Genomic DNA, 19,948 nt, shown 5'->3' on the forward strand with positions numbered 1-19,948 from the left:
ACCGATTAATGATTATATGAACCCTTGTTATCTTGAGTGATTTTTTGATGAAGCGCTGTGTTTAATCCGTTGGCAAGTACGTTTGCCATATCATCAATGAATGTATCGACTTCTTTAGGCGTGACCATTAAATTTTGCCCGAGCGGCGCAAGTACTTCATGGATCAGCTGCCTTTTCTCTTCTTCTGGAAGGGTTCCTACGATGCCTAAGAATGATTGACGTGTTTCCTCATCTGGCAAGTCTTCTTCGTTGAGCACTTTTTTCTTCCCGAATGTCAAACCAGCCGGCACAAGAGAGCGGGATGGTCTATCATCTTTTAGTTCTCTACCAAAATGCTTTAAGACATAATCAATTGTGTCACTAGCAATCGTTACTGCATCCACAACTGTCGGAACGCCAATTGCAATTACTGGAATGCCCAATGTTTCTTTGCTTAATTCTTTTCGCTTATTCCCTACACCAGAACCGGGATGGATACCTGTATCAGAAATTTGAATGGTTGTATTCACTCGTTCCACCGCACGAGCAGCAAGGGCGTCGACAGCAATGACAAAATCAGGCTTAGACCGCTCAATCACACCTTGGATAATGTCACTTGTTTCAATACCGGTCAGTCCCATCACACCTGGCGACAAAGATGAAACTGGGCGATAGCCTTCCTGAACATTTTCCGGCTGTAATTCAAAGAGATGACGGGTCACAAGCAGGTTTTCGACTGTGAGAGGCCCTAGTGCATCTGGTGTGACATTCCAGTTTCCCAGCCCTACAACAAGGCAGCTCGCATCTGCCTGAATGCCTCTGTCTTTTAAAAACTGAGCAAAATGACGGGCAAAGACTTGGACGACTTTTTCTTGCATCTCAGAGTCTTTCTCCCGAATGCCTTGCGCTTCAAACGTCAAGTATGTCCCTGCCTTTTTGCCGGTCAGCTCCTCCCCTTCTTTCGTGATTTCTACAGTACGGATGCGGATGCCTTGCTCATCTTTTTCTTTTTCGACGATCCCTTGGATCCCGTCCTTTTTGACGACATTCGGATCGTTCTCTTGTTCTAGTATCTCTTTTGTTTCAACAGCCAGGTCTGTCCGGATTTGATAAACGCTTAAATCAAGTTTTTGTTTCTCCATAAAAAGACTCCTTCCACCAAGTAATTAACAGTAGTCTTTCCATCTCTTGAAAGAAACATTCGAGCACGTCATCAATGAAAAATACTTTACATTTATATTGCATTCTAAAGGTGTGTTTGATAGAATACAATTTGTTCTATTGTGAAGATTTAACCTTAAGACAATTGTGTTTAGGTTGTATCTTAGGAGGTGAAACACATGCCAAATATTAAATCAGCGATCAAACGTACAAAAACGAATAACGAACGCCGTGCACATAACGTAACAATCAAGTCTGCGATGCGTACTGCGATTAAACAAGTTGAAGTTTCTGTAGCTAACAACGATGCTGAGCAAGCAAAAGCTGCTCTTGCTTCTGCTGCAAAACGCATTGACAAAGCCGTTAAAACTGGTCTTGTACACAAAAACGCAGCTGCGCGTTACAAATCAAGACTTGCTAAACAAGTAAACGGACTTTCTGCATAATGCTTGCAACGCCTCAGTAATGAGGCACCTGTTTAACTGTACGTCCGTCCTGACCGGCCGAGCCTTAAGGACAGACTGGCAATTATACATCTAAACAAAAACGACCCTCTTTTTAGAAGGTCGTTTTTTTATGTTCAAGCGCCTAACAATCGAAGCAGGAACAATTCTAACAGCAGCTGCTTGTCCTTTTTACCCGTTTTCATTTCATAATCAATTGTTGAAAGCTCTTTGACGATCTGCTTAAGCTCTTCTTCTGAAAACAGTTTTGCCTGATCCATGGCAAGTTTGACTCGGAATGGGTGGACTTTTAGATTTGAAGCAATTTGTTTTTGTCCATATCCTTGCTGAGCGAAATACTTCGTCTGCAAAATCAATCGAAATTGAGTTGAAATGAGTGCTAATATTTTAATGGGTTCCTCATTTTGCTTCAAGAGGTCATAAAACATCTGCATGGCCTCAGAGCGGCGTCTGTTTACGATTTGATTAATCAGCTCGAAAATATTTTGCTCCAAGCTTCTTGCAACGAGCTGATTGACATCTGCTAACTCAATTTCTTCCCGCTCTCCAATATATGTACTTAGCTTCCGAACCTCTTGGAATAGAGAAGATAGACTTCCGCCGCATAACATCACAAGCTGTTCAGCCGCTTCAGATGTAATCATCTTTCCTTCTGTCTTCACCAGTGTAATGGTGAAATCAGTTGTTTCTTTTGGGTTTAATTCTTTCGCCTCAACAACAGCAGCTTTCTTTTTTAGCAATTTGGTGATTTTTTTACGCTCATCCAGCTTTTCATATGGTGCTAATAACACGAGAATGGTATAGGGCGCAGGCTTTTCTAAATAAGCTTCTAATACAGAAAGCTCATGCTCGATCTTTTCCTTTTTCTTCTCAGCTGTAAGAAAATAAGGATTCTTGATCACGACGAGACGTCTTTCTCCCATAAACGGAAATGTTTCTGCATCGGTCACAGCCTGTTCAAGCGGCACCTCTTCCATATCGAAGATGGAGTAATTAAAATCTTTCGTTTCCTCGTCTACTACAGCTTGTCTCAATTTAGCGGCGGTTTCTTGCAGTAAATATGTTTCTTTCCCATATAAGCAATAAACGGGATGGATATCCCCTCGTTTTAAATTGTTCCATACATCAAAGACCATCAATTGAATCCCTCTCTTTCACTTCCTCCTCTATCCTAAAGTGTGCGAAGACATTAGTAAAGAGGAAGCTGAAAGTGCCGCCTCCTCATTTATAGTAAACGTCCGGCGCAAGCTCCCGGGTCAGCCTGCTGTCAGACGATATTCACAAAATGAACATGAAAATGGAAAACGGTTACTTTACCTTCTAGCAATTCCAAATGAGTTCAAGTATACTAAAATTAGCCAGGAGGGATGAAAATGAATGAATTTGAAAAAAATGTTCAAAGCAAGCGGAATGATGTGACCGACTCAGCCGTTGGTTTTATCGTCACATTCGGATTTTTCGCCTCAATGTTTATTTTGGCAACCATTATACACCTCGTTGGATCTTAACTTCATGAAGGTTACATGACTGCCTTTTTGGCAGTTTTTTTATTGAGTTTGTAAGATATCATATGGAGGGTGAGTGTAAAACGTTCCTTCCTCATCGAGAAATTCATACGTCACACTCCCGTCGGTATCTGTACGATACACCTTCATTTGCTGGTCCTTTAATTTCTTCAAAACTTCCTGATGTGGATGCTGATAACGATTGCGTTCACCTGCTGAAATGAGTGCATGTGAGGGCTTGAGATGCTGAAGCCATTCTTCGCTTGTTGACCCTTTACTCCCGTGATGTCCAACCTTTAAGATATCTGCCCGCAGATGAGGAAAGGCTTCTATAATGTCTCGCTCCCCTTCTTGTTCAAGATCTCCAGTGAGCATAAACCGCTTCCCGCCTAGAGTAAATGTCAAAACGAGCGAATCATTATTCTTAGTTGTCACTCGATCACACGACGGATGAAGAACCTCAAATATTTGCTCTCCAATCTGAAGCCGATCTCCTCTCTCTAATTCATCAATCATGATCCCTTGATCAGCTGCTTCTTTTAACAGCTCCGCATCCTCTGGACTCCGGGCAAAGCCTTTTGGTATAGCCAGCCGCTTTACTTTATTTCGCTTGATTAAACGAACCGCTTCTCCCATATGGTCTTGATCCGCATGCGTCAGAATAAGGACATCAAGTTTCGCTATACCTTTAGAATGTAAAAACGGGATCAGCGTTTGATCACCGATCGTAGACACTTTTCGTCTTTTTTTCCACGGTTCTTCTTCAAAAGAAAGCCTGCCTCCCGTGTCCACAAGCAGGTGCCCCTTTCGATAGGGCAGCTGAATAAACAAACTATCCCCCTGTCCTACATCCAGCATCGTCACTTCCCCTTTTTCGAAAAAATTCGGGGTGAAATAGTGAACACTCAAGATACCAATGAGAAAAAGGAGCGGCACAGCATAGGACTTCACAGACGTTTTGCACTCCATCACAACTAACAGAACAATTAAGGCACTCACCTCAAGAACAATATGCCACCAAGTTGACTTCATAAAAATCAAGTTGAATCCATCAAAATCAGCCATATAGGCTGACAATTGATGACTAAGCTGGATCACCGAATCAAGAAGTTGAAACAATGTTTGTCCAAGCGGAAGATAAATGATCGTCAAAAGAAAAAAGAGTAAGGATAGCGGCATGACGATCGTCGTATAAAAAGGAACAAATATCATGTTCAAAGGAACGCTCAGTAAAGAGAATTGATGAAAATGATATAAAAGAACAGGGAGCGAAGCTAGCTGTGCAATAAAGGAAATCAGGAATAATTGCATGACAGAACTTTTTGCTTTCGATAAAATCCTCGTCGATAACAAAATAAAAAACGTCACCACGAAGGAAAGCTGAAATCCGATATCAAATAAATAAAGAGGATGAATCGCTAACAAGAGTAAAAACGTTGCACTTAATACCACAGCAGAAGGCTGTTTCACTTTTGGCAGACTAGTCATCACTAAATAAATTCCTGCCATGAGACAAGCTCTTAAAACAGATGGTGCAGCGCCTGTCAAACAAGCATAAACAGGAAGAAAGCATAATAGAAGAATACGTGCTGTCTCTCTTGTCACACCCACGCGAAGGAGACACCAAAATATACAGGCAAGAAGCGTTTGCACATGCAGTCCTGAAATCGCTAGTAAATGAATAATCCCGAGCATTTGATAATCTCTTAATGTGTCTGGTTCTATCAACTCACGATCGCCAAAAATAAGTGCCTGTACAATGCCAACAGAGTGTCTTGGCACATGGTCCTCTAAAAATGTCAAACCCTTTTGCCTCATCGCTTGAAGATAGTAGGAAGAACCGCCTTTTTTTGTACAGTTTTTGATCGACTGTGGCAGAAAAATAGCGCCAATGCCTTTTGTTTTTAAAAATTGATCGTATTGAAACCCATTAGGAATGGTGGCGTGTTTTGCTGGGCGAACATCACCTGTCATGTGACAGCTCATACCAGGTTCTATCTCTTTTAATGCCTCTTTTTCACGCTCTGTTTGAATTGTATAAAAAGTGGTTAGTCGTTCATGGTCTGTCGATACAGTCGCTGAAAAACGATTGCCATCTGTTTTCGGAATGCTTTCAATCACAACGGAACCAGATAGGAATTTTTCTTGTACGGGCAGCTCCGTTTCAAGAGACTCATGAACCATAAAAATGAGTATATAGACAGCCCCGCATAGGCTGACCATTAAAAAAAGCTGGGGCATTTTTTTCAGTAGGCTGAGAAGTAATATGATGAGAAGAAAGAGAAGGAAATATATATGAAGATGATATGCAGCCAGAGCAATTCCAACAGCTGCTGAAATTGCCCCAAACGGCAAATATTTAAACATAGGAAGTAAATAATTGATTCGCCTTCTCATGCATATCGCGAATTTCTGTTTCGCTAAGTCCTGATTCACTCAGCTTCCCAATTAAATCTGCAACAAAGGCCAATTTTTCTTGATTTTTTAAGTCGATGATCATTTCATCTAATTCAACTTGCTCTGTTTGAACACCCGCCTGCTCGAATAAATCAACGGCATATGGATGATTTTTATAATCCTTTGCATAGTACACTGTCCGTATGCCCGCTTGAATGATGGCTTTACAGCACTGTAAACATGGAAAATGTGTGACATATATTTCAGCATCAGCTGTAGGTGCACCAAATTTGGCACATTGCAAAATAGCATTCATTTCCGCATGGATGGTGCGAACACAGTGATGATCAATGACATAGCATCCTACATCCGCACAATGAACATCACCGGCAATGGAGCCATTGTACCCCCCTGCAATGATGCGCTTGTCCCTTACGATGGTCGCCCCAACAGCTAACCGCTCACAGGTGCTTCGTAAAGCAAGCAAATGGCTTTGTGCCATAAAATATTGATTCCATGAAATTCTTTCCACGAGCTGATCCCTCCAGAATGATGGTTGATATTAAGTGTACATGCCTTTCTTCTATACCGTCAATTCTACTTCACGGTCAATTGACTTTTCAGCCGTTCAATCGTCTTTTCCCCAAAACCTGAAATGTTCCGCAAGTCTTCAATTTGTTGAAAAGCTCCGTGTTCCTCTCTATACGTAATAATAGCTTCGGCTTTAGCTGGTCCTATGCCGTTAATGGTTTGCAATTCGGCTGCATTGGCCTGATTGACATTTACACCCTCACTCTTTTCAACGTCCGTTGATGCGTCAGCTGATGCTGTTTGCGTCTCTCTTTCCGCTTCCCCCTGCTTCCGAACATAAATCATCATACTATCCTCTAATTTTGCTGCTTGGTTGATTTCAATCGAGTCTGCTTTGCTAGTAAAGCCTCCTGCCCTTCGAATTGCTTCTTCTACCCGAGCATCAGATTGAAACGTATAAACACCTGGCTTTCTTACAGCTCCTTTGACTTCTACAAAAATCGTCGATGGCTCTTTTTCTGTCTTTTCTTGTTTGTCTTCTAATGTGACTTGTATGTCTTTATTCCCCTTCAATACATTTGGTTCTCTGCTGCCCTCCCCTTTTCCAGTGAAAAAGAAGAAACTGATGATCATCACAACCATGAGCCCAGCTGCAATATAAAGACTGTATTTTTTTAATGATATGAGTCGTTTCACTTACTCACGCTTCTTTCAATCATATTTTTCTACTGCTCGACATACTGTTTAGAAGATAACAGATCCTATGCGTCTAAGGAGGGAGAACGTTTGAATATAGGGTTAATCGGTACAGGAAACATGGGTACCATACTTACTGAGGCATTTATTGAATCAAAGGCAGTCAATCCCTCATCGATCACCATTACAAACCGAACCATTGAAAAAGCGTTCAATATAAAAAAGAACTATCCAGAGCTTGAAGTAACGAAACAGCTTTCAGGGGCTGTCACGAATAAAGATTTCATTTTTGTTTGTGTCAAACCACTTGATATTTATCCACTTTTAAAAGAGCTGAGTCCTCTTTTAACGGAGCAGCAAACCATTGTCATCATTACAAGTCCGGTTCATCCTGAACAGCTTCAGGATATCGTTCCTTGTCAAACAGCCAGGCTGATTCCAAGCATTACAAACCGCGCTTTATCAGGCGCATCACTTTTAACTTTTGGTTCATCATGCAATGCCGTGACGAAAACAGCGTTAAGACAGTTAGCTTCGTGCATTTCAACACCAATCGAGATCCATCATTCGATTACAAGAGCGGCTTCCGATATTGTCAGCTGCGGTCCTGCTTTTATCAGTTTTCTCGTTCAGAAGATGATTGAAGCGGCCGTAGAAGAAACGGATATTTCTAAAGAAGAAGCCACCACCTTAGCAGAAGATATGCTGGTTGGACTTGGCCGTTTGATTGAAAAAAGAGTCTATACCCTTCCGACACTGCAAGACAAAGTATGTGTGAAAGGCGGGGTCACTGGTGAAGGCATTAAAGCACTTGAAGCAGGTGTGCAAGATATGTTTCACCGCCTCTTTCAAAACACCCATGAAAAATTCGATGAAGATCTTGAAGCAGTTGCGCATCAATATCCACCAAGTGTGTTCACTGATGATCGCAGAAATTAATCATCTTTGCAACTTGCTAAAAAAGGGTTTTAAAAAACCATCGTTCTATTAAACGATGGTTTTTGGTTTCTTAGCTGAGATGAAATATCTTTCGGCAAATTCACCGGGGGCTTCATTTGTAAAATCAGCGGTCACTTCTATTTGTTCAAAACCAGCGGACTTAAGGAACGCTGCATATGTTTCAAATGGAAATGTGCGCTGTTCATGCGTCTCATCATAACGCTGATACATGTCTCCATCTTTTACAAAAAAGCTTAAATCATGAATGACCGAATACATGTCATCCCCTTTATCGCTCTGCCAAATATAGCTAATCTCTTCATCTTGATCTGCAAAAGTCGATCCCGGGAATACCTCTTCCATTTTATAAGGCGTATGAACATCAAAAAGTAAAACCCCATCTTCCTCTAAAAGCTGAAACATGTTTTTAAAGGTTTTTTTGACGTCATTTTCGTTTTTTAAGTAATTCAAGGAATCACAGCAAATAACTGCTGCCTGGAAGGCTTGCTCAAAGCCCGTAACCTCTCTCATATCTTGATGTAGAAATTGAATCGACTGCTTTTTCGCCTGGGCTTTTTGCTGCGCGAAGGCCAGCATTTCTTCACTGAGGTCAATTCCTGTGACCTTGTGGCCCTTTTCAGCTAACCGAAGAGAAATCTCTCCAGTTCCACAGCCTACATCGATGATGGCAGCATTCGGCTTCATATACTGCTGGATCCATTGAACCCATTCATCATAAGGTGCATGTGTCATGAGCTCGTCATACACACCTGCAAACCCTTGATAAATCATGAGTTAATGCCAAGTGAAAGCGTTTCTCTCGGCGCATCTCCCCAAAGCTTTTCTAGATTGTAATATCCTCTTTCTTCTTTGTGGAACACATGGGCAATGACATCTCCTAGGTCAATCAATACCCATCTTGCTTCATCAAAGCCTTCCATCTTCTTTACTTCAATTCCACTTTCCTCTGCAAGATGTTTTACTTCTCTTGCAATGGCTTGCACTTGTTTATCAGAATTCCCGTGACAAATGAGAAAATAATCTGCAACAAGTGAGATTCCTTGCATATTAAGGGCAATAATATCCTCAGCCCGTTTATCATCGCATGCTCCTGCTGCGACGTTTAAAATTGATGATGAATCCATCCAAAATTCCTCCTTAGTTGTTCTTATGCACAAGCGAGTTGTAAGTAGCAAGCGTATCTGGAAAGACTGGCTGATTCTTTTTCATTAGAAAACTGATGGTGTTTTTTAATGATTGGATCAGTGCACGATCTAGATCATGTTCTGCTAACTCCCTTACTTCTTCGACACCAGGGAAATGTCGTCCTGGTTCTATATAATCTGCGACATAAATGACTTTTTCAAGTAAAGTCATGTCTGGTCTGCCGGAAGTATGAAATTCAATGGCTGTTAACACATCGTGATCATCAATTCCAGCTTCTTTTTTGACCAAATAGGCACCAACCGGGGCGTGCCAAAGCTCGGGCGAATATTCAAGCAATAAAGGGTTCATCTTCTCTTGCTCGATAATCCCCTTCATTTCTTCCTTTGGTCTAAATTTCGCATAATCATGAAAAATAGCGGCGATCTCTGCTTTTTTCACATCAGCACCGAACCGTTCCGCTAATGAAATGGCTGTTTCCATGACTCCAAGTGTATGTGTATATCTATGCTCTGTTAACTGCTCTTTGACACAGTTCAATGCTTCTTCACGATTCATATAAATGATGCTCCTTTATATAACGCTCAACAGCTTTCGGAATCAAATAATCAACAGGTTTCCCCTGCTCTATTCGCTGCCTAATCAATGTCGATGATACATCAAAAGCTGGAACATCTGCAAATAAAAGAGGATATGCCGTACTTCCAACGTAACCCGGTCTTTTCATCCCAATAAAGGTGATCATTTGAAGCAAATCGTCGATCCGATGCCATTTTGGCAAATACTCGACCATGTCCGCTCCTATCATAAAAAAGAACTGATCTTCTGGATGACGCTTCTTTAGCAAATCGACTGTATCTACCGTATAAGACGGACCCTCCCGCTCCATTTCAATGAGCTCGAGCTGAAAATACGGATTTGACTGAATCGCCGCCTCCACCATGTTTATCCGGTGATGACTATCTGCTCGTTTCCTTCCTGCTTTATGAGGAGGCATATGGTTTGGAATAAACCAAATTTCATCAAGCCCAACTTGAATCTGCACCTCACTTGCCATCAGCAAATGCCCATTATGGGGAGGATCAAACGTACCGCCGAACAACCCTATTTTTTTCATATCGCATCCACCTTTACGGCAGCTTAATTTGTTTATTTTCCTTAGATTCTTTGTAAAGGACAATCACATTTCCGATCGTTTGAACGAGTTCAGCCTTTGCACCTTTTACAAGTGCTTTCGCAACTTCTGCTTTGTCCTCATCGCAATTTTGCAATACGCTGACCTTTAATAGTTCTCTTGCTTCAAGCGCCTCGGAAATTTGCTTGACCATATTGTCATTCACCCCGCCTTTTCCAACTTGAAAAATAGGTGATAAATGATGTGCTTGTGCACGTAAAAAACGTTTTTGCTTACCTTTTAACATGGTGTTCCTCCTAATTTCTCTATGACAATTGACTTCATTTTTCCGGCGTCAGGCGTAATGCCTGTCCACAGTTCAAAGGCTCTTACTGCTTGTCCAACAAACATGCCAACCCCATCTACTGTTTTCAAGCCTAATCCTGCTGCTTCACTTAGCAGTTTTGTTTCTATTGGATTATACACAATATCACAAACGACCGCTGTTTTTTTTGCGTTCGCTAAAGAAATCGGGGTTTCTTCAACATTCGGATACATGCCGATCGAGGTCGTATGGATGATGACATCATATTCCCCAAGACGCTCTTCTGCTGTATTTAATGTGATTGCATGAGATGTGATTTTCCCCTCTGCACTTTCAATTAAAGCTTCAGCTTTTTCAATGGTGCGGTTCGTAATATCAAAGCTCTTCGGTGTATACTGAGCAATTGTCGTATAAATCGCTCTTGCCGCTCCGCCAGCACCAATCAAGAGAAATGACAGCTCTGATAACGGCTGATCCAAGGCCTCAAGCAATGAATGAAGAAAGCCTTCTCCATCTGTATTGTACCCAACGAGCTGATCTCCTTCGAGCCGCACCGTATTGACGGCACCAAGGCGTTCAGCTGTCACATCAATTTTGTCGAGGTACTTCATGATTTCTACCTTGTGCGGAACAGTGACATTAATGCCGCTGATCCCTAACGCTTTCATGCCGCTAATCGCATCTTTCAGGTCATCATTTTCTACTTGAAAGCCATGATAATGTCCATCAATTCCAGCATCCTTTAGTGCAGCATTATGAATATCCGGAGACATTGAGTGGCCAACAGGGTTACCGATTACTCCGTATAAAGGTTTCAAGGTCTCTCCCCCTTTGAACATTTAAATTAACGAACGTCTCATAAACACATGTACGCCTTTTGGCGCATAAACTTTGATTTGCTTGTCCGCATCATTTGCAGTGACCCAGCCTAAACCTGAAAAGACGATGTCCATTTTTGGCTGATCAATGGTAAAGGTATGCGGAACGAGCGGCGGGAAATCTTCTATTCCCTCTTTTGATGGCGGTGACAGCAGTTCTCCTGCATGTTTTTCATATAAATCATCTGCGTTCTCCAGCTTTGTACGGTGAATGTTCAGCTCATTTGGCATATAGCAGACAAATGACGTTCTGCCGCCTTTTACGTAATCAAATCGAGCCAGTCCGCCAAAATAAAGCGTTTGTGCTTCATTTAATTGGAACGTTCTCGGTTTCAATTCTTTTTTCGGCGTTAAAATCTTCAAGTCATTTTTGCTGACATAGTGTGCCATTTGATGGCGGTTGATGATGCCCGGCGTATCGAATAAAGCAGACCCGTCATCAAGCGGAATTTCAATCGCATCAAGTGTAGTACCTGGATATTGGGAGGTAGTAATGACATTCTCTTCTCCAGATACTTCTTTGATGATTCGATTGATAAATGTTGATTTCCCAACATTCGTACAGCCGACAACATAGACATTTCTTCCCTCGCGGTAATGATCAATCGCTTCCATCACCTCAGGTACGCCCTGGCCTCTGCTTGCACTAATTAAGAAAACATCAATAGGGTTTAATCCGTTTTCCTTTGCTTCCCGTTTCATCCAATGAATCAGACGATCTTTTTTCACGGATTTCGGTAAAATATCCACTTTGTTACCGACAAGTAAAATCGGATTACCACCGACAATACGGCTCAGTCCATTGATCCAGCTTCCGTTAAAGTCAAAAATATCAACGACCTTCACAATGAGAGAATCTGTCTCTCCAATGCTGTGCAATATATTTAAAAAGTCGTCTTCTGTTAAAGAAACATCTTGAATTTCATTGTAGTTCTTTAACCTAAAACAGCGCTGACAGATCACATCTTCTTTCAATAGAGATGCTGCCGGCGCATATCCTAATTGATCTTTATCTTCCGTCTGAATGGCTACACCGCAGCCAATACAAACAACCTTTTCCATTATTACTCTTCCTCCCACTGAATGTGGCCCTTACGCTTTAAGGCTCCTAAAATTCTGCGTTCAATCTGCCTGTTAAACTTTGTGAAAAATCCGTCCGAGGCAGCAACAGGAACGACCAAAATCGTATGGAAGCCATGACGATTCCCGCCAAGAACATCTGTCATGAGCTGATCCCCAATGACAACCACATCTTCTTTTTTCAATTGCATATCAGCGACTGCCTTATTAAAGGCTCTTCCCATAGGCTTTCTCGCTTTATAGATAAACGGGATATGAACCGGTTCAGAAAAAAGCTTGACCCTTTTTTCATTATTGTTCGATACAATCGTCACTTGTATCCCGTGATCTTTCATTTCTTGAAACCACTCAATTAAGCGCGGTGTCGCACTTGGACGGTCCCATTCTACTAGTGTGTTATCTAGATCAGTAATAATTCCTTTTACATTTCGTTCTTTTAATTTTTGCGGTGAAATGTGGAAAATACTTTTCACAAATTCATCCGGTAAGAAATACTTCTTTAGCACAATTTGCACCCTTTCTTCCATTGGTTTTCAGCGATTGTGTCGAATCAAATCACAATTTGTCTGTCTATCGAATACAATGAAAAAGTTTTCGACATATGATGAGGCCCTTCAACAGGTGTGGATAATTTTACACACATTATCCACCTATATTTCATCACGCTTTCATTCAATTATAAACACTCTACCCACAAGTTATCCACTTAACCATGTGGATAACAGAACGATTGTTCTTGTTTCCCATTCATGGTAGATTAAAGGTACTTCAAAGACAGTCGATCAACCTATGATGATATGTCTTTTCCTCAAATTTTATGCCAACTTTTTCAGGGGAGGTGTTTTTCCCATCATATGGGTTTCTAGTATGAAAAAGCTGTCAGATGATTTACTTATAGAATCGTATTATAAAGCAAATGAAATGAACTTAAATCGCGACTTCATTGAATTAATTGAGACAGAAATGAAAAGACGTTCGCTCGGGCATATGCTCTCTGTTTCCTCTTAATTCCATATCACAGGAACCATGCCTCCCGAGCACTCTCCTTTTTTAAACTCAGGTGACTGATATTATATCACTTGCGCTATAGGCTTACTACTATTTTCCGTAAAAAACACCCCTTCTGATAAAAGAAGAGGTGTCTTAATTGTAAGGCTGTTCATTCCAAAACCATAACCCTCCGCCTACGACTAAAATGACCACAAGGAACACAACAAGAAAAGCGTAACCGATTCCTGCTCCTTGTGCTGGATAAGGCGAACACGCAGGGTAAGGATAAGGACATCCCCACATATCAGTTACCTCCTTCTAGGAAGATATACTGTTAGACTATGCTGGATGGATGGTCTTGTTTAGGCAGATGGCCATCATTTAAAAATGTTTGATGACATCACGCTCTTTGATTTCGTTATAAATAATTCTCGCACCTTTTGGTGTCATATGATTGCCAGAAGGGTCGATCAAGCCTGACTGAATCAGGGCATGATCACTATCTTCACCAGCTTCTCGGATGAAAGCTTTCCAGTTGTCGACAAGCGGCACCTGCTCATCCTTCGCTACTTCTCTCGTGATGTCATTATAAGAGTTTTGCCAAGCTCTTGCCCCGCCTCTTCCGGCAAAATAAGATGACTTATATCTAGAGTAATAATACAAGCCCTTTTTCCCGCCTTCTACAACAGGCACACAGGTCATGAGAATCGGGGTAATGCCTTCTTTTCTACTTTCAGAAATGAAGTAGGATAAATTTTCTTTAAACCTTTTTTTCGTCACTCGGGGATGTTTCCCGTCTAAAATCGCCGCATCATTCGTACCGAACATGATGAGGACGTAAGTTGGTTTCTGCTTTAAAATATCCTGCTCAAAACGAAGCTTCGCATCTTCAGTCGTCTGCCCGCCAATGCCTGCATTCTTCACTTGAATTTGGCCGCGCTCGACGTTTTTCATGAGATTCACCCATTTTTCAGATGTTGGATAATCTCGAAAGTCCCAGTTCGATCCTCTCGTATTGCTGTCACCAAATGCAATGACGCTTTCTTGTACTGGCTTTGAGCACCCAGCAGCAACACATAATAGGATAAGTAGGAAAACATACTTCTTCACAACATTCACCTCCAAAAGCCCTCTTCATATAGTAAACGACAAGACTTTTGGTTTCAATGAATGACTGTTTTTGACGAATGATTACTATTGCAGTTGAACTGGCATATATGCTTTGTCATGGTGCAGCAGCTCACTTACTTTTACAAATTCATAGCCTCTCTTCTTTAATTCAGGAATCACCTGCTTTAATGCTTCTACCGTTTGCTTGCGATTTCCGCCGCCATCATGTAAAAGGATGATATCGCCGCCTTGAATATGATCAATAATTCGGCTTGCAATTTTATGTGCGCCTGGTCTTGACCAGTCCTTCGGATCTTGCGTAAAGGACCACATGACCACATCGTACCCTTGCTTTGACAGAATGCGGAATGATTTCATTGTTAAGCGTCCACCAGGAGGGCGAAATAATAAGGGACCGCCAGGCTGGAGTGAAGCGATATGAGCCGCTGATTCTTTTAATTCCCGCTTGATCTCCTTTGACGACAACAGGTCAAAATACGTATGATTCATCGTATGATTGCCGAGTTCATTCCCTTCGTCCACAATCCGTTCTGCGATCATTGGATATGCATGGATTCGGCTCCCTATCACAAAAAAGCTCGCATTCACTTGTTGCTCCTTCAGCACATCCAATATTTGATTTGTATACACTGGGTGAGGTCCATCATCAAAGGTGATTGCAATCTTTTTCCGTTCCGCTCTCATGTCCCAAAAGGCACGTCCCGTTTTTTCAAGATCGACTCGTTTTAATGTACGTGCCTCTACTTTATTAGGAACAAAAGCACATAGCAGCCATATACACATTAAGATATGCAGCCCTTTCATTCGACCGCCTCCTCCACCGAACATCATTACCAATTAAATTGCCCGCTTTCTCATCAATTCATGCAAACCTAATGAGGATATCGACATCTTTTTCACATAAAAAAAGCCGGCCATACTGGCCCGCTCTTTGTGTTTCACGTTTGGTTTCTCTCTTCAACTGTCGAACGTTGCTTAGAATTCATACAGACACTCTCCTTCTTGGATTTGATTTTGAGCCCATAATAATTTCTGATAATACTGGTTGGACTTTTTGTATTGTTGAGAGGCTTCTAAGGCTGTCGCAATTTCTAGTGAGATATCCTCTATATAAGAGTATAGGCTAATTTTTTCCAAATAATCAATGGTTTTTTGCAGTTGGTCTTCATTGATTTCCTGAACATATAAAGCATCCAGATACTCAAACATATGACAGAACAGCTGGTCTTCATGCTTCTTTGCAGCCAATTTCCCAGCTTCTAATATGCGCAGGGCATCCGCCTGTTCATTCTGTCTAAAAAGCAGCTTCGCCAGCGTATAGAGCGTATGTGGAAGCGTTGGGAGCAGCTCTTTGCGAGCAAGATCAGCGGATTCCGTTAAATATCGTTCCGCTTCCTCTCTATAGCCAAGCTCGCCATAACATTTCCCTAAATTATAGAGCGCTGAACTGTATATGCGCGGGTGATCAATTTGAGATGCGAGCTGTTTTGCCTTTTTTAAATGAGGCAGTGCCCGGTCTTTTCGTTTTAAATCTTGATAATTTCCTGAAATGACAAAGAGACATTGAATGATGCGAATGGTATACGCATCATGCTGATCGTATATTTCCAGCGCCTTTAAAATATGGTGCATGGAGACATGTGTTTGTTTCATGATATAGTAGGCTTCTGCCACTTTAAAATGAAACTCTGCCTGCTCAATATCATCAAATACCATGGACAGCTGCTTTTCTGCGACTCGATAATATTTGACGGCTTCTAAATATTCTTTTTGACTAAATTCATGCATGCCACGAAAAAATGCATGGTAATAATGCAGCATATCAGATAACTCATGATTGGAATTTTCGATTTTATCGACTAGATTAGATACTGAGAAAGGTTGGTATTTTGAAGGGTGTATATAGTCAAGCATGATTTGGTGCCGAAAACACATGAGCTGATAATAAATCAGTAAATGCTGGTCCTCTTCCATCTGTTCAATTTCCGCTTCAACTTCCGCTTTCAAGATTTCCGCATCTGGAACACTGAACTGCCGTATCATTCGATACCATTCATTAATTTTCATACCTACATGTGAAGATAGAACCTTCCCCATGTTCCGAAATGACCCCTTCCTTTTCGGTCTAATATTACATATTTTAGCACGCTTCTTGACCGCCAAGCACCGAAAAGAAACCGCAAACATAAAAAAGAGACGCACAGAAGCACGATTTTTTTGAAAAAGATGATTTTTTCATCGTACAGACACAGACAATCCCTCCTTCACATACATTTGAGGATATAGGCAGCAGCCTAAACATGGTGGAGGTGAAAATCGTGGCAGGAGTATTTACAGCGATGGGATTGATGGTCAAAGAATTGGTGTTTTTAGTGTCCTATGTCAAAAACAATGCCTTTCCACAGCCCCTTTCGGGAGATGATGAAAAAAAATACTTAGCCCTCATGGCACAGGGCGATGAACACGCAAGAAACATGCTGATTGAACATAACCTTCGGCTCGTCGCCCATATTGTAAAGAAATTTGAAAATACCGGGGAAGACGCTGAAGACCTCATCTCCATCGGGACGATCGGACTCATTAAAGCCATCGAAAGCTATTCCTCTGGAAAAGGAACAAAGCTTGCAACGTATGCAGCGCGGTGTATTGAAAATGAAATTCTCATGCATTTACGCGCGCTCAAAAAAACGAAAAAAGACGTCTCCTTGCATGATCCCATCGGTCAGGATAAAGAAGGCAACGAAATTTCATTAATCGATGTCTTAAAATCCGAAAATGAAGATGTGATCGATACCATTCAGCTCAACATGGAGCTTGAAAAAGTAAAGGAGTATATCGACATTCTCGACGGCCGAGAAAAAGAAGTGATCGTCGGCCGGTTCGGCCTTGATTTAAAGAAAGAAAAAACGCAGCGGGAAATAGCTAAAGAGCTTGGGATATCGCGGAGCTATGTGTCACGTATTGAAAAGCGGGCGCTGATGAAGATGTTTCATGAGTTTTACCGGGCGGAGAAGGAGAAACGGAAGCGGGAGAAGGGGAAGTAAAAATGAATTTTCCTAACTTCTAACAAAAACAGACCTTATTAGGTCTGTTTTTTATTTCGCCAATAAGCTACTGTCTCTCTGCATTTCTTTTGATAATAGCTGCCCTTTATTCATATCGCCCAATTAATCTAATTTAAATGACTGCGATGTCCTCTTTGTTAATTAAATATATTTTGTTATGATCGTGATCTTTGCTAGGATAATGATCAATTAAATATTTTCTCAAGGTATTTAATTCAGCCCTATCAATCTTTTTTGATTCAATTGCATTTTCCCACATTACAATTAATGTTTCATCGTCTATTACCTCTAGCACTTGAGGAACAAATTTTTTATTTTCTCGTCTATACGCTTGATACGCTGTGTAAGAAACTGCATCTAATACTGAATACCAGCCATATTGTTTTTGTTCATCTTTTTCTTTAGTAGCGAACTCAGCTACATCCATATAATCTTCACTATCTATATAATTACATAAATCTTCTGCACTTAACTCTTTGCCAGAAAGCCATTTCCAACAATCATCTAAAGCTTTTTCTCCTATGTGGTAACCATCATCTTCTTTATCTATGAATGTATACATTTTTTCAGCTATTGCTAATCCTAGAGCAACTTTAGCCTCTTCACTAAGGTCATTTATAAAATCCATTCTATAGCCTCTTTCCTATTTTTTCATTTTAACTACATTTTCTGTAACACCATTTTTAACATCAAAAGATAAAGTATCTCTTGGATGTGGGACACTTGGATCTCGTTCTGTTGTTACTTTTATTTTCAATTCAGGATATTGATCTGTCAGTTGCTTGAATATTCCTCTTTCCTCACTTGGAACTCGATCAAACAAACCTTTTGTACATTTATTACAAACTCCATTTGGATTAGATTGATGGATATTTAGTATACCTTTTATCTCTTCTGGTTTAAGTCCTGCCTTTTTAACTGCGTCCTCAAATTCTGCGATTACGCCTTCTTCTGCATGATCCATAAATTGAGCGTGCCCTCTAACTGATCTTTTATATGGTGCCTTAATTTTCCGATCAGGATAAACTTCATCTAATGAAGGAAGACCTCCTTCTTTCCTAACTTTTGGCGACCCACCTTCGAACACGCTACGTTCCAAACCTTTGACATCTGTTTTTCCTACAGCAACAGTTTGAGTTTCTGGAACATTCCACTTCTTCCGCAAACGATCTAAATCAGTCTTTCCTACGCTTGCTTGATTAAGGTGGTTGCTTTTCTGATTAATTCCCATTCTGCCATTAAACCCTTTCGCCCCAAACGGCAAAAGCATTCCAAGCGCCGCATTCATACTCGCTTCCTGCTGTTCTTTCGAGACTTTATTTCCAAACATATCGCGACCTGTGATTGCTTCGCTGAAGCCGTTGGTGGCGGTGAGGCCATATAAACCTTTTTGAGATGTTTTCAGGGCGTCAAAGGATTTTTGTGATGTCTTGTAGATGTCGACTGCTCTGACTGCGGCCGATGTGGCTTGGGTGGTTTTATAGACAGCCTTTCCGCCTTTAAAAATGCGTCCTGCCCAGCCAACGATTGGGATGTAACCGGCTGCTGCCATGCCTCCTGCCGCGACTCGCTGACCTGCGGTGAGTTCCTCGCCTGTGATCGGATCAACACCTGTTGCGGCACGTTTTGCATCGTTCACACCAGTCAGTTCATTGACGATATTTCCACCGTAATCGAGCGCTTTTTCATACCAAGGACGGTTGGCGAGGGCTTCTTGTTCCTTCGCAATCTTTCGGGCTTCTTCTTGTTCTTTTTTGATTTTCAGATATTCAGAAGTTTGCTTTTCAATATCGCTTTTTGCCTTGTAGATTTCGCTATTTTGATACGCTTTCTTGTCAAAATTCATAGGCGAAATCGCTTTTCCGTCATTTGTCGCATTCATCATTTCAGCGTACAATGCCATTGTAGCTTGCTGCTCTGTCTCTGACAAAGCATATTCATCTTTTAAATTTTGATCAAGCTCTCTTAAATCTTTGACTGTCTTTTTTCGTTCATCTTCCGCATCTTCTATTTTCTCATCAAAGGTTTGACTATCAAATACTTCTAGAGAAATGAGATCATCAATGTCTTGAAAAATCGTCTTGAGTGCCTTTTTTTGATCCTTTACAATGCTTTTGGCATTTTTGATGCCCATATGTACTGAGTTATCTAAAAAGTGTTCTTCTACAAAGGTATCGCCGCCAAAGCTCGTATCATCAAGTGTCCCAGAAACACCTTCATGAAAGGCTTTTTGCTTATCAATGAAGCTGATAAACATGTCTACATTTCCGGCGAGCTCTTTGTAGAAGCTTTTAATGTTATCGGCACCTTTCCCAGTAAAATCATCACCAAGATTGGCAACATCTTGTAATGCCTGTTTTAAATCTACCATTTGTTCGCGGAGTTCCTGATAGTGTTTTGCCCTTGTGTCCATGGCACTTGTTAGTGCTTTTGCATCAAGTATCTTCCCCAGCAGAATTCACTCCTTCCTATTCATTGACAAGGTCAATTTTACCAACACAAAGTTTGTCATTAAATAGGAATAAAGAT

24 protein-coding genes are annotated in these 19,948 nt (G+C 41.1%); 5 read left to right on the forward strand and 19 right to left on the reverse strand.

Annotated features, from left to right (window positions below; all coding sequences use genetic code 11):
* Positions 1–5 precede the first annotated feature (5 nt).
* Positions 6–1,121, reverse strand: a complete 1,116-nt coding sequence (gpr, locus tag MHI46_RS11835) for a GPR endopeptidase (protein ID WP_047201920.1) — start codon at positions 1,119–1,121, stop codon at positions 6–8.
* 198 nt (positions 1,122–1,319) lie between these two features.
* On the opposite strand from gpr, the gene rpsT reads away from it, so the two are divergent.
* Positions 1,320–1,586, forward strand: a complete 267-nt coding sequence (gene rpsT / locus MHI46_RS11840) for a 30S ribosomal protein S20 (RefSeq protein WP_024423042.1) — start codon at positions 1,320–1,322, stop codon at positions 1,584–1,586.
* A 134-nt stretch (positions 1,587–1,720) separates the two neighbouring features.
* On the opposite strand, the gene holA is transcribed toward rpsT, so the two are convergent.
* Positions 1,721–2,740, reverse strand: coding sequence for a DNA polymerase III subunit delta (gene holA / locus MHI46_RS11845; protein WP_212040033.1), 1,020 nt, complete (start codon positions 2,738–2,740; stop codon positions 1,721–1,723).
* 237 nt (positions 2,741–2,977) lie between these two features.
* On the opposite strand from holA, the gene MHI46_RS11850 reads away from it, so the two are divergent.
* The gene (locus tag MHI46_RS11850; RefSeq protein ID WP_012010638.1) at positions 2,978–3,112 is read left to right on the forward strand and encodes a YqzM family protein; all 135 of its coding nucleotides are present in this window, start codon (positions 2,978–2,980) and stop codon (positions 3,110–3,112) included.
* Positions 3,113–3,151: 39 nt separating this feature from the next.
* Here the strand turns inward: MHI46_RS11850 and MHI46_RS11855 are convergent, their stop codons facing one another.
* The 3 genes from MHI46_RS11855 to MHI46_RS11865 form a co-directional block, all read right to left on the reverse strand.
* Positions 3,152–5,476: a DNA internalization-related competence protein ComEC/Rec2 gene (locus MHI46_RS11855; RefSeq protein ID WP_342503255.1), complete on the reverse strand. Its 2,325-nt coding sequence runs from the start codon at positions 5,474–5,476 to the stop codon at positions 3,152–3,154.
* On the reverse strand, positions 5,469–6,038 hold the full coding sequence (locus tag MHI46_RS11860) for a ComE operon protein 2 (RefSeq protein WP_039180075.1): 570 nt from the start codon (positions 6,036–6,038) through the stop codon (positions 5,469–5,471). The genes MHI46_RS11855 and MHI46_RS11860 overlap by 8 nt, the downstream gene beginning before the upstream one ends.
* Positions 6,039–6,103: 65 nt before the next feature.
* Positions 6,104–6,733, reverse strand: coding sequence for a helix-hairpin-helix domain-containing protein (locus tag MHI46_RS11865; RefSeq protein ID WP_251180494.1), 630 nt, complete (start codon positions 6,731–6,733; stop codon positions 6,104–6,106).
* Positions 6,734–6,823: 90 nt separating this feature from the next.
* On the opposite strand from MHI46_RS11865, the gene comER reads away from it, so the two are divergent.
* A complete protein-coding gene (gene comER / locus MHI46_RS11870; protein WP_251180495.1) occupies positions 6,824–7,672 on the forward strand; it encodes a late competence protein ComER in 849 nt (282 codons plus the stop codon).
* A gap of 48 nt (positions 7,673–7,720) precedes the next feature.
* Here comER and MHI46_RS11875 read toward each other — a convergent pair whose 3' ends face one another.
* The 8 genes from MHI46_RS11875 to MHI46_RS11910 are packed head-to-tail and all read right to left on the reverse strand — an operon-like array spanning position 7,721 to position 12,739.
* Positions 7,721–8,464, reverse strand: coding sequence for a class I SAM-dependent methyltransferase (locus MHI46_RS11875; protein ID WP_126681566.1), 744 nt, complete (start codon positions 8,462–8,464; stop codon positions 7,721–7,723).
* Positions 8,461–8,817, reverse strand: coding sequence for a ribosome silencing factor (gene rsfS, locus MHI46_RS11880; protein ID WP_003217467.1), 357 nt, complete (start codon positions 8,815–8,817; stop codon positions 8,461–8,463). The genes MHI46_RS11875 and rsfS overlap by 4 nt, the downstream gene beginning before the upstream one ends.
* 13 nt (positions 8,818–8,830) lie before the next feature.
* Entirely contained in the window at positions 8,831–9,394 is a 564-nt protein-coding gene (gene yqeK / locus MHI46_RS11885) for a bis(5'-nucleosyl)-tetraphosphatase (symmetrical) YqeK (RefSeq protein ID WP_048238932.1), read from the reverse strand.
* Positions 9,384–9,953, reverse strand: coding sequence for a nicotinate-nucleotide adenylyltransferase (locus MHI46_RS11890; protein WP_342502826.1), 570 nt, complete (start codon positions 9,951–9,953; stop codon positions 9,384–9,386). Before MHI46_RS11890 ends, yqeK begins: the two co-directional genes overlap by 11 nt.
* A 13-nt stretch (positions 9,954–9,966) precedes the next feature.
* A complete protein-coding gene (gene yhbY / locus MHI46_RS11895) occupies positions 9,967–10,257 on the reverse strand; it encodes a ribosome assembly RNA-binding protein YhbY (protein ID WP_342502827.1) in 291 nt (96 codons plus the stop codon).
* The gene (gene aroE, locus MHI46_RS11900; protein WP_342502828.1) at positions 10,251–11,093 is read right to left on the reverse strand and encodes a shikimate dehydrogenase; all 843 of its coding nucleotides are present in this window, start codon (positions 11,091–11,093) and stop codon (positions 10,251–10,253) included. Before aroE ends, yhbY begins: the two co-directional genes overlap by 7 nt.
* Before the next feature lie 21 nt (positions 11,094–11,114).
* Positions 11,115–12,215: a ribosome biogenesis GTPase YqeH gene (gene yqeH, locus MHI46_RS11905; RefSeq protein ID WP_047201929.1), complete on the reverse strand. Its 1,101-nt coding sequence runs from the start codon at positions 12,213–12,215 to the stop codon at positions 11,115–11,117.
* Between the two features lie 2 nt (positions 12,216–12,217).
* Positions 12,218–12,739, reverse strand: a complete 522-nt coding sequence (locus tag MHI46_RS11910; protein WP_008356191.1) for a YqeG family HAD IIIA-type phosphatase — start codon at positions 12,737–12,739, stop codon at positions 12,218–12,220.
* Positions 12,740–13,100: 361 nt separating this feature from the next.
* Here MHI46_RS11910 and MHI46_RS11915 point away from each other — a divergent pair, with 361 nt between their 5' ends.
* Positions 13,101–13,241 carry a sporulation histidine kinase inhibitor Sda gene (locus MHI46_RS11915; protein ID WP_003217327.1) on the forward strand — a complete coding sequence of 47 codons (141 nt, stop codon included), beginning with the start codon at positions 13,101–13,103 and terminating at the stop codon, positions 13,239–13,241.
* Positions 13,242–13,376: 135 nt separating this feature from the next.
* Here the strand turns inward: MHI46_RS11915 and MHI46_RS11920 are convergent, their stop codons facing one another.
* The 4 genes from MHI46_RS11920 to MHI46_RS11935 form a co-directional block, all read right to left on the reverse strand.
* The gene (locus tag MHI46_RS11920; RefSeq protein WP_181286113.1) at positions 13,377–13,526 is read right to left on the reverse strand and encodes a hypothetical protein; all 150 of its coding nucleotides are present in this window, start codon (positions 13,524–13,526) and stop codon (positions 13,377–13,379) included.
* Between the two features lie 78 nt (positions 13,527–13,604).
* Entirely contained in the window at positions 13,605–14,333 is a 729-nt protein-coding gene (locus MHI46_RS11925; protein ID WP_342502829.1) for a GDSL-type esterase/lipase family protein, read from the reverse strand.
* Between the two features lie 84 nt (positions 14,334–14,417).
* Entirely contained in the window at positions 14,418–15,158 is a 741-nt protein-coding gene (locus MHI46_RS11930) for a polysaccharide deacetylase family protein (protein ID WP_251180498.1), read from the reverse strand.
* Positions 15,159–15,329: 171 nt separating this feature from the next.
* Positions 15,330–16,451, reverse strand: a complete 1,122-nt coding sequence (locus tag MHI46_RS11935; RefSeq protein ID WP_342502830.1) for a Rap family tetratricopeptide repeat protein — start codon at positions 16,449–16,451, stop codon at positions 15,330–15,332.
* Positions 16,452–16,669: 218 nt separating this feature from the next.
* Here MHI46_RS11935 and sigK point away from each other — a divergent pair, with 218 nt between their 5' ends.
* The gene (gene sigK, locus MHI46_RS11940) at positions 16,670–17,398 is read left to right on the forward strand and encodes an RNA polymerase sporulation sigma factor SigK (protein ID WP_034738387.1); all 729 of its coding nucleotides are present in this window, start codon (positions 16,670–16,672) and stop codon (positions 17,396–17,398) included.
* 133 nt (positions 17,399–17,531) lie between these two features.
* On the opposite strand, the gene MHI46_RS11945 is transcribed toward sigK, so the two are convergent.
* Positions 17,532–18,047, reverse strand: coding sequence for an Imm6 family immunity protein (locus MHI46_RS11945; protein ID WP_106065617.1), 516 nt, complete (start codon positions 18,045–18,047; stop codon positions 17,532–17,534).
* A gap of 15 nt (positions 18,048–18,062) precedes the next feature.
* Positions 18,063–19,874, reverse strand: a complete 1,812-nt coding sequence (locus MHI46_RS11950) for a T7SS effector LXG polymorphic toxin (RefSeq protein WP_342503256.1) — start codon at positions 19,872–19,874, stop codon at positions 18,063–18,065.
* Between the last annotated feature and the right edge of the window lie 74 nt (positions 19,875–19,948).

This window comes from Bacillus sp. FSL K6-1000, assembly GCF_038630785.1.
Lineage (GTDB): Bacteria > Bacillota > Bacilli > Bacillales > Bacillaceae > Bacillus > Bacillus safensis.

What these genes read in the sequence shown, in the direction of transcription:
- MHI46_RS11875 (WP_126681566.1), bottom strand. Translation starts at nt 8,464, where the DNA reads ATGATTTATCAAGGGTTTGCAGGTGTGTATGACGAGCTCATGACACAT.
- rsfS (WP_003217467.1), bottom strand. Translation starts at nt 8,817, where the DNA reads ATGGATTCATCATCAATTTTAAACGTCGCAGCAGGAGCATGCGATGAT.
- gpr (WP_047201920.1), bottom strand. Translation starts at nt 1,121, where the DNA reads ATGGAGAAACAAAAACTTGATTTAAGCGTTTATCAAATCCGGACAGAC.
- MHI46_RS11915 (WP_003217327.1), top strand. Translation starts at nt 13,101, where the DNA reads ATGAAAAAGCTGTCAGATGATTTACTTATAGAATCGTATTATAAAGCA.
- MHI46_RS11945 (WP_106065617.1), bottom strand. Translation starts at nt 18,047, where the DNA reads ATGGATTTTATAAATGACCTTAGTGAAGAGGCTAAAGTTGCTCTAGGA.
- MHI46_RS11855 (WP_342503255.1), bottom strand. Translation starts at nt 5,476, where the DNA reads ATGTTTAAATATTTGCCGTTTGGGGCAATTTCAGCAGCTGTTGGAATT.
- MHI46_RS11920 (WP_181286113.1), bottom strand. Translation starts at nt 13,526, where the DNA reads ATGTGGGGATGTCCTTATCCTTACCCTGCGTGTTCGCCTTATCCAGCA.
- yqeH (WP_047201929.1), bottom strand. Translation starts at nt 12,215, where the DNA reads ATGGAAAAGGTTGTTTGTATTGGCTGCGGTGTAGCCATTCAGACGGAA.
- MHI46_RS11935 (WP_342502830.1), bottom strand. Translation starts at nt 16,451, where the DNA reads ATGGGGAAGGTTCTATCTTCACATGTAGGTATGAAAATTAATGAATGG.
- holA (WP_212040033.1), bottom strand. Translation starts at nt 2,740, where the DNA reads ATGGTCTTTGATGTATGGAACAATTTAAAACGAGGGGATATCCATCCC.
- MHI46_RS11890 (WP_342502826.1), bottom strand. Translation starts at nt 9,953, where the DNA reads ATGAAAAAAATAGGGTTGTTCGGCGGTACGTTTGATCCTCCCCATAAT.
- MHI46_RS11850 (WP_012010638.1), top strand. Translation starts at nt 2,978, where the DNA reads ATGAATGAATTTGAAAAAAATGTTCAAAGCAAGCGGAATGATGTGACC.
- yhbY (WP_342502827.1), bottom strand. Translation starts at nt 10,257, where the DNA reads ATGTTAAAAGGTAAGCAAAAACGTTTTTTACGTGCACAAGCACATCAT.
- yqeK (WP_048238932.1), bottom strand. Translation starts at nt 9,394, where the DNA reads ATGAATCGTGAAGAAGCATTGAACTGTGTCAAAGAGCAGTTAACAGAG.
- rpsT (WP_024423042.1), top strand. Translation starts at nt 1,320, where the DNA reads ATGCCAAATATTAAATCAGCGATCAAACGTACAAAAACGAATAACGAA.
- MHI46_RS11930 (WP_251180498.1), bottom strand. Translation starts at nt 15,158, where the DNA reads ATGAAAGGGCTGCATATCTTAATGTGTATATGGCTGCTATGTGCTTTT.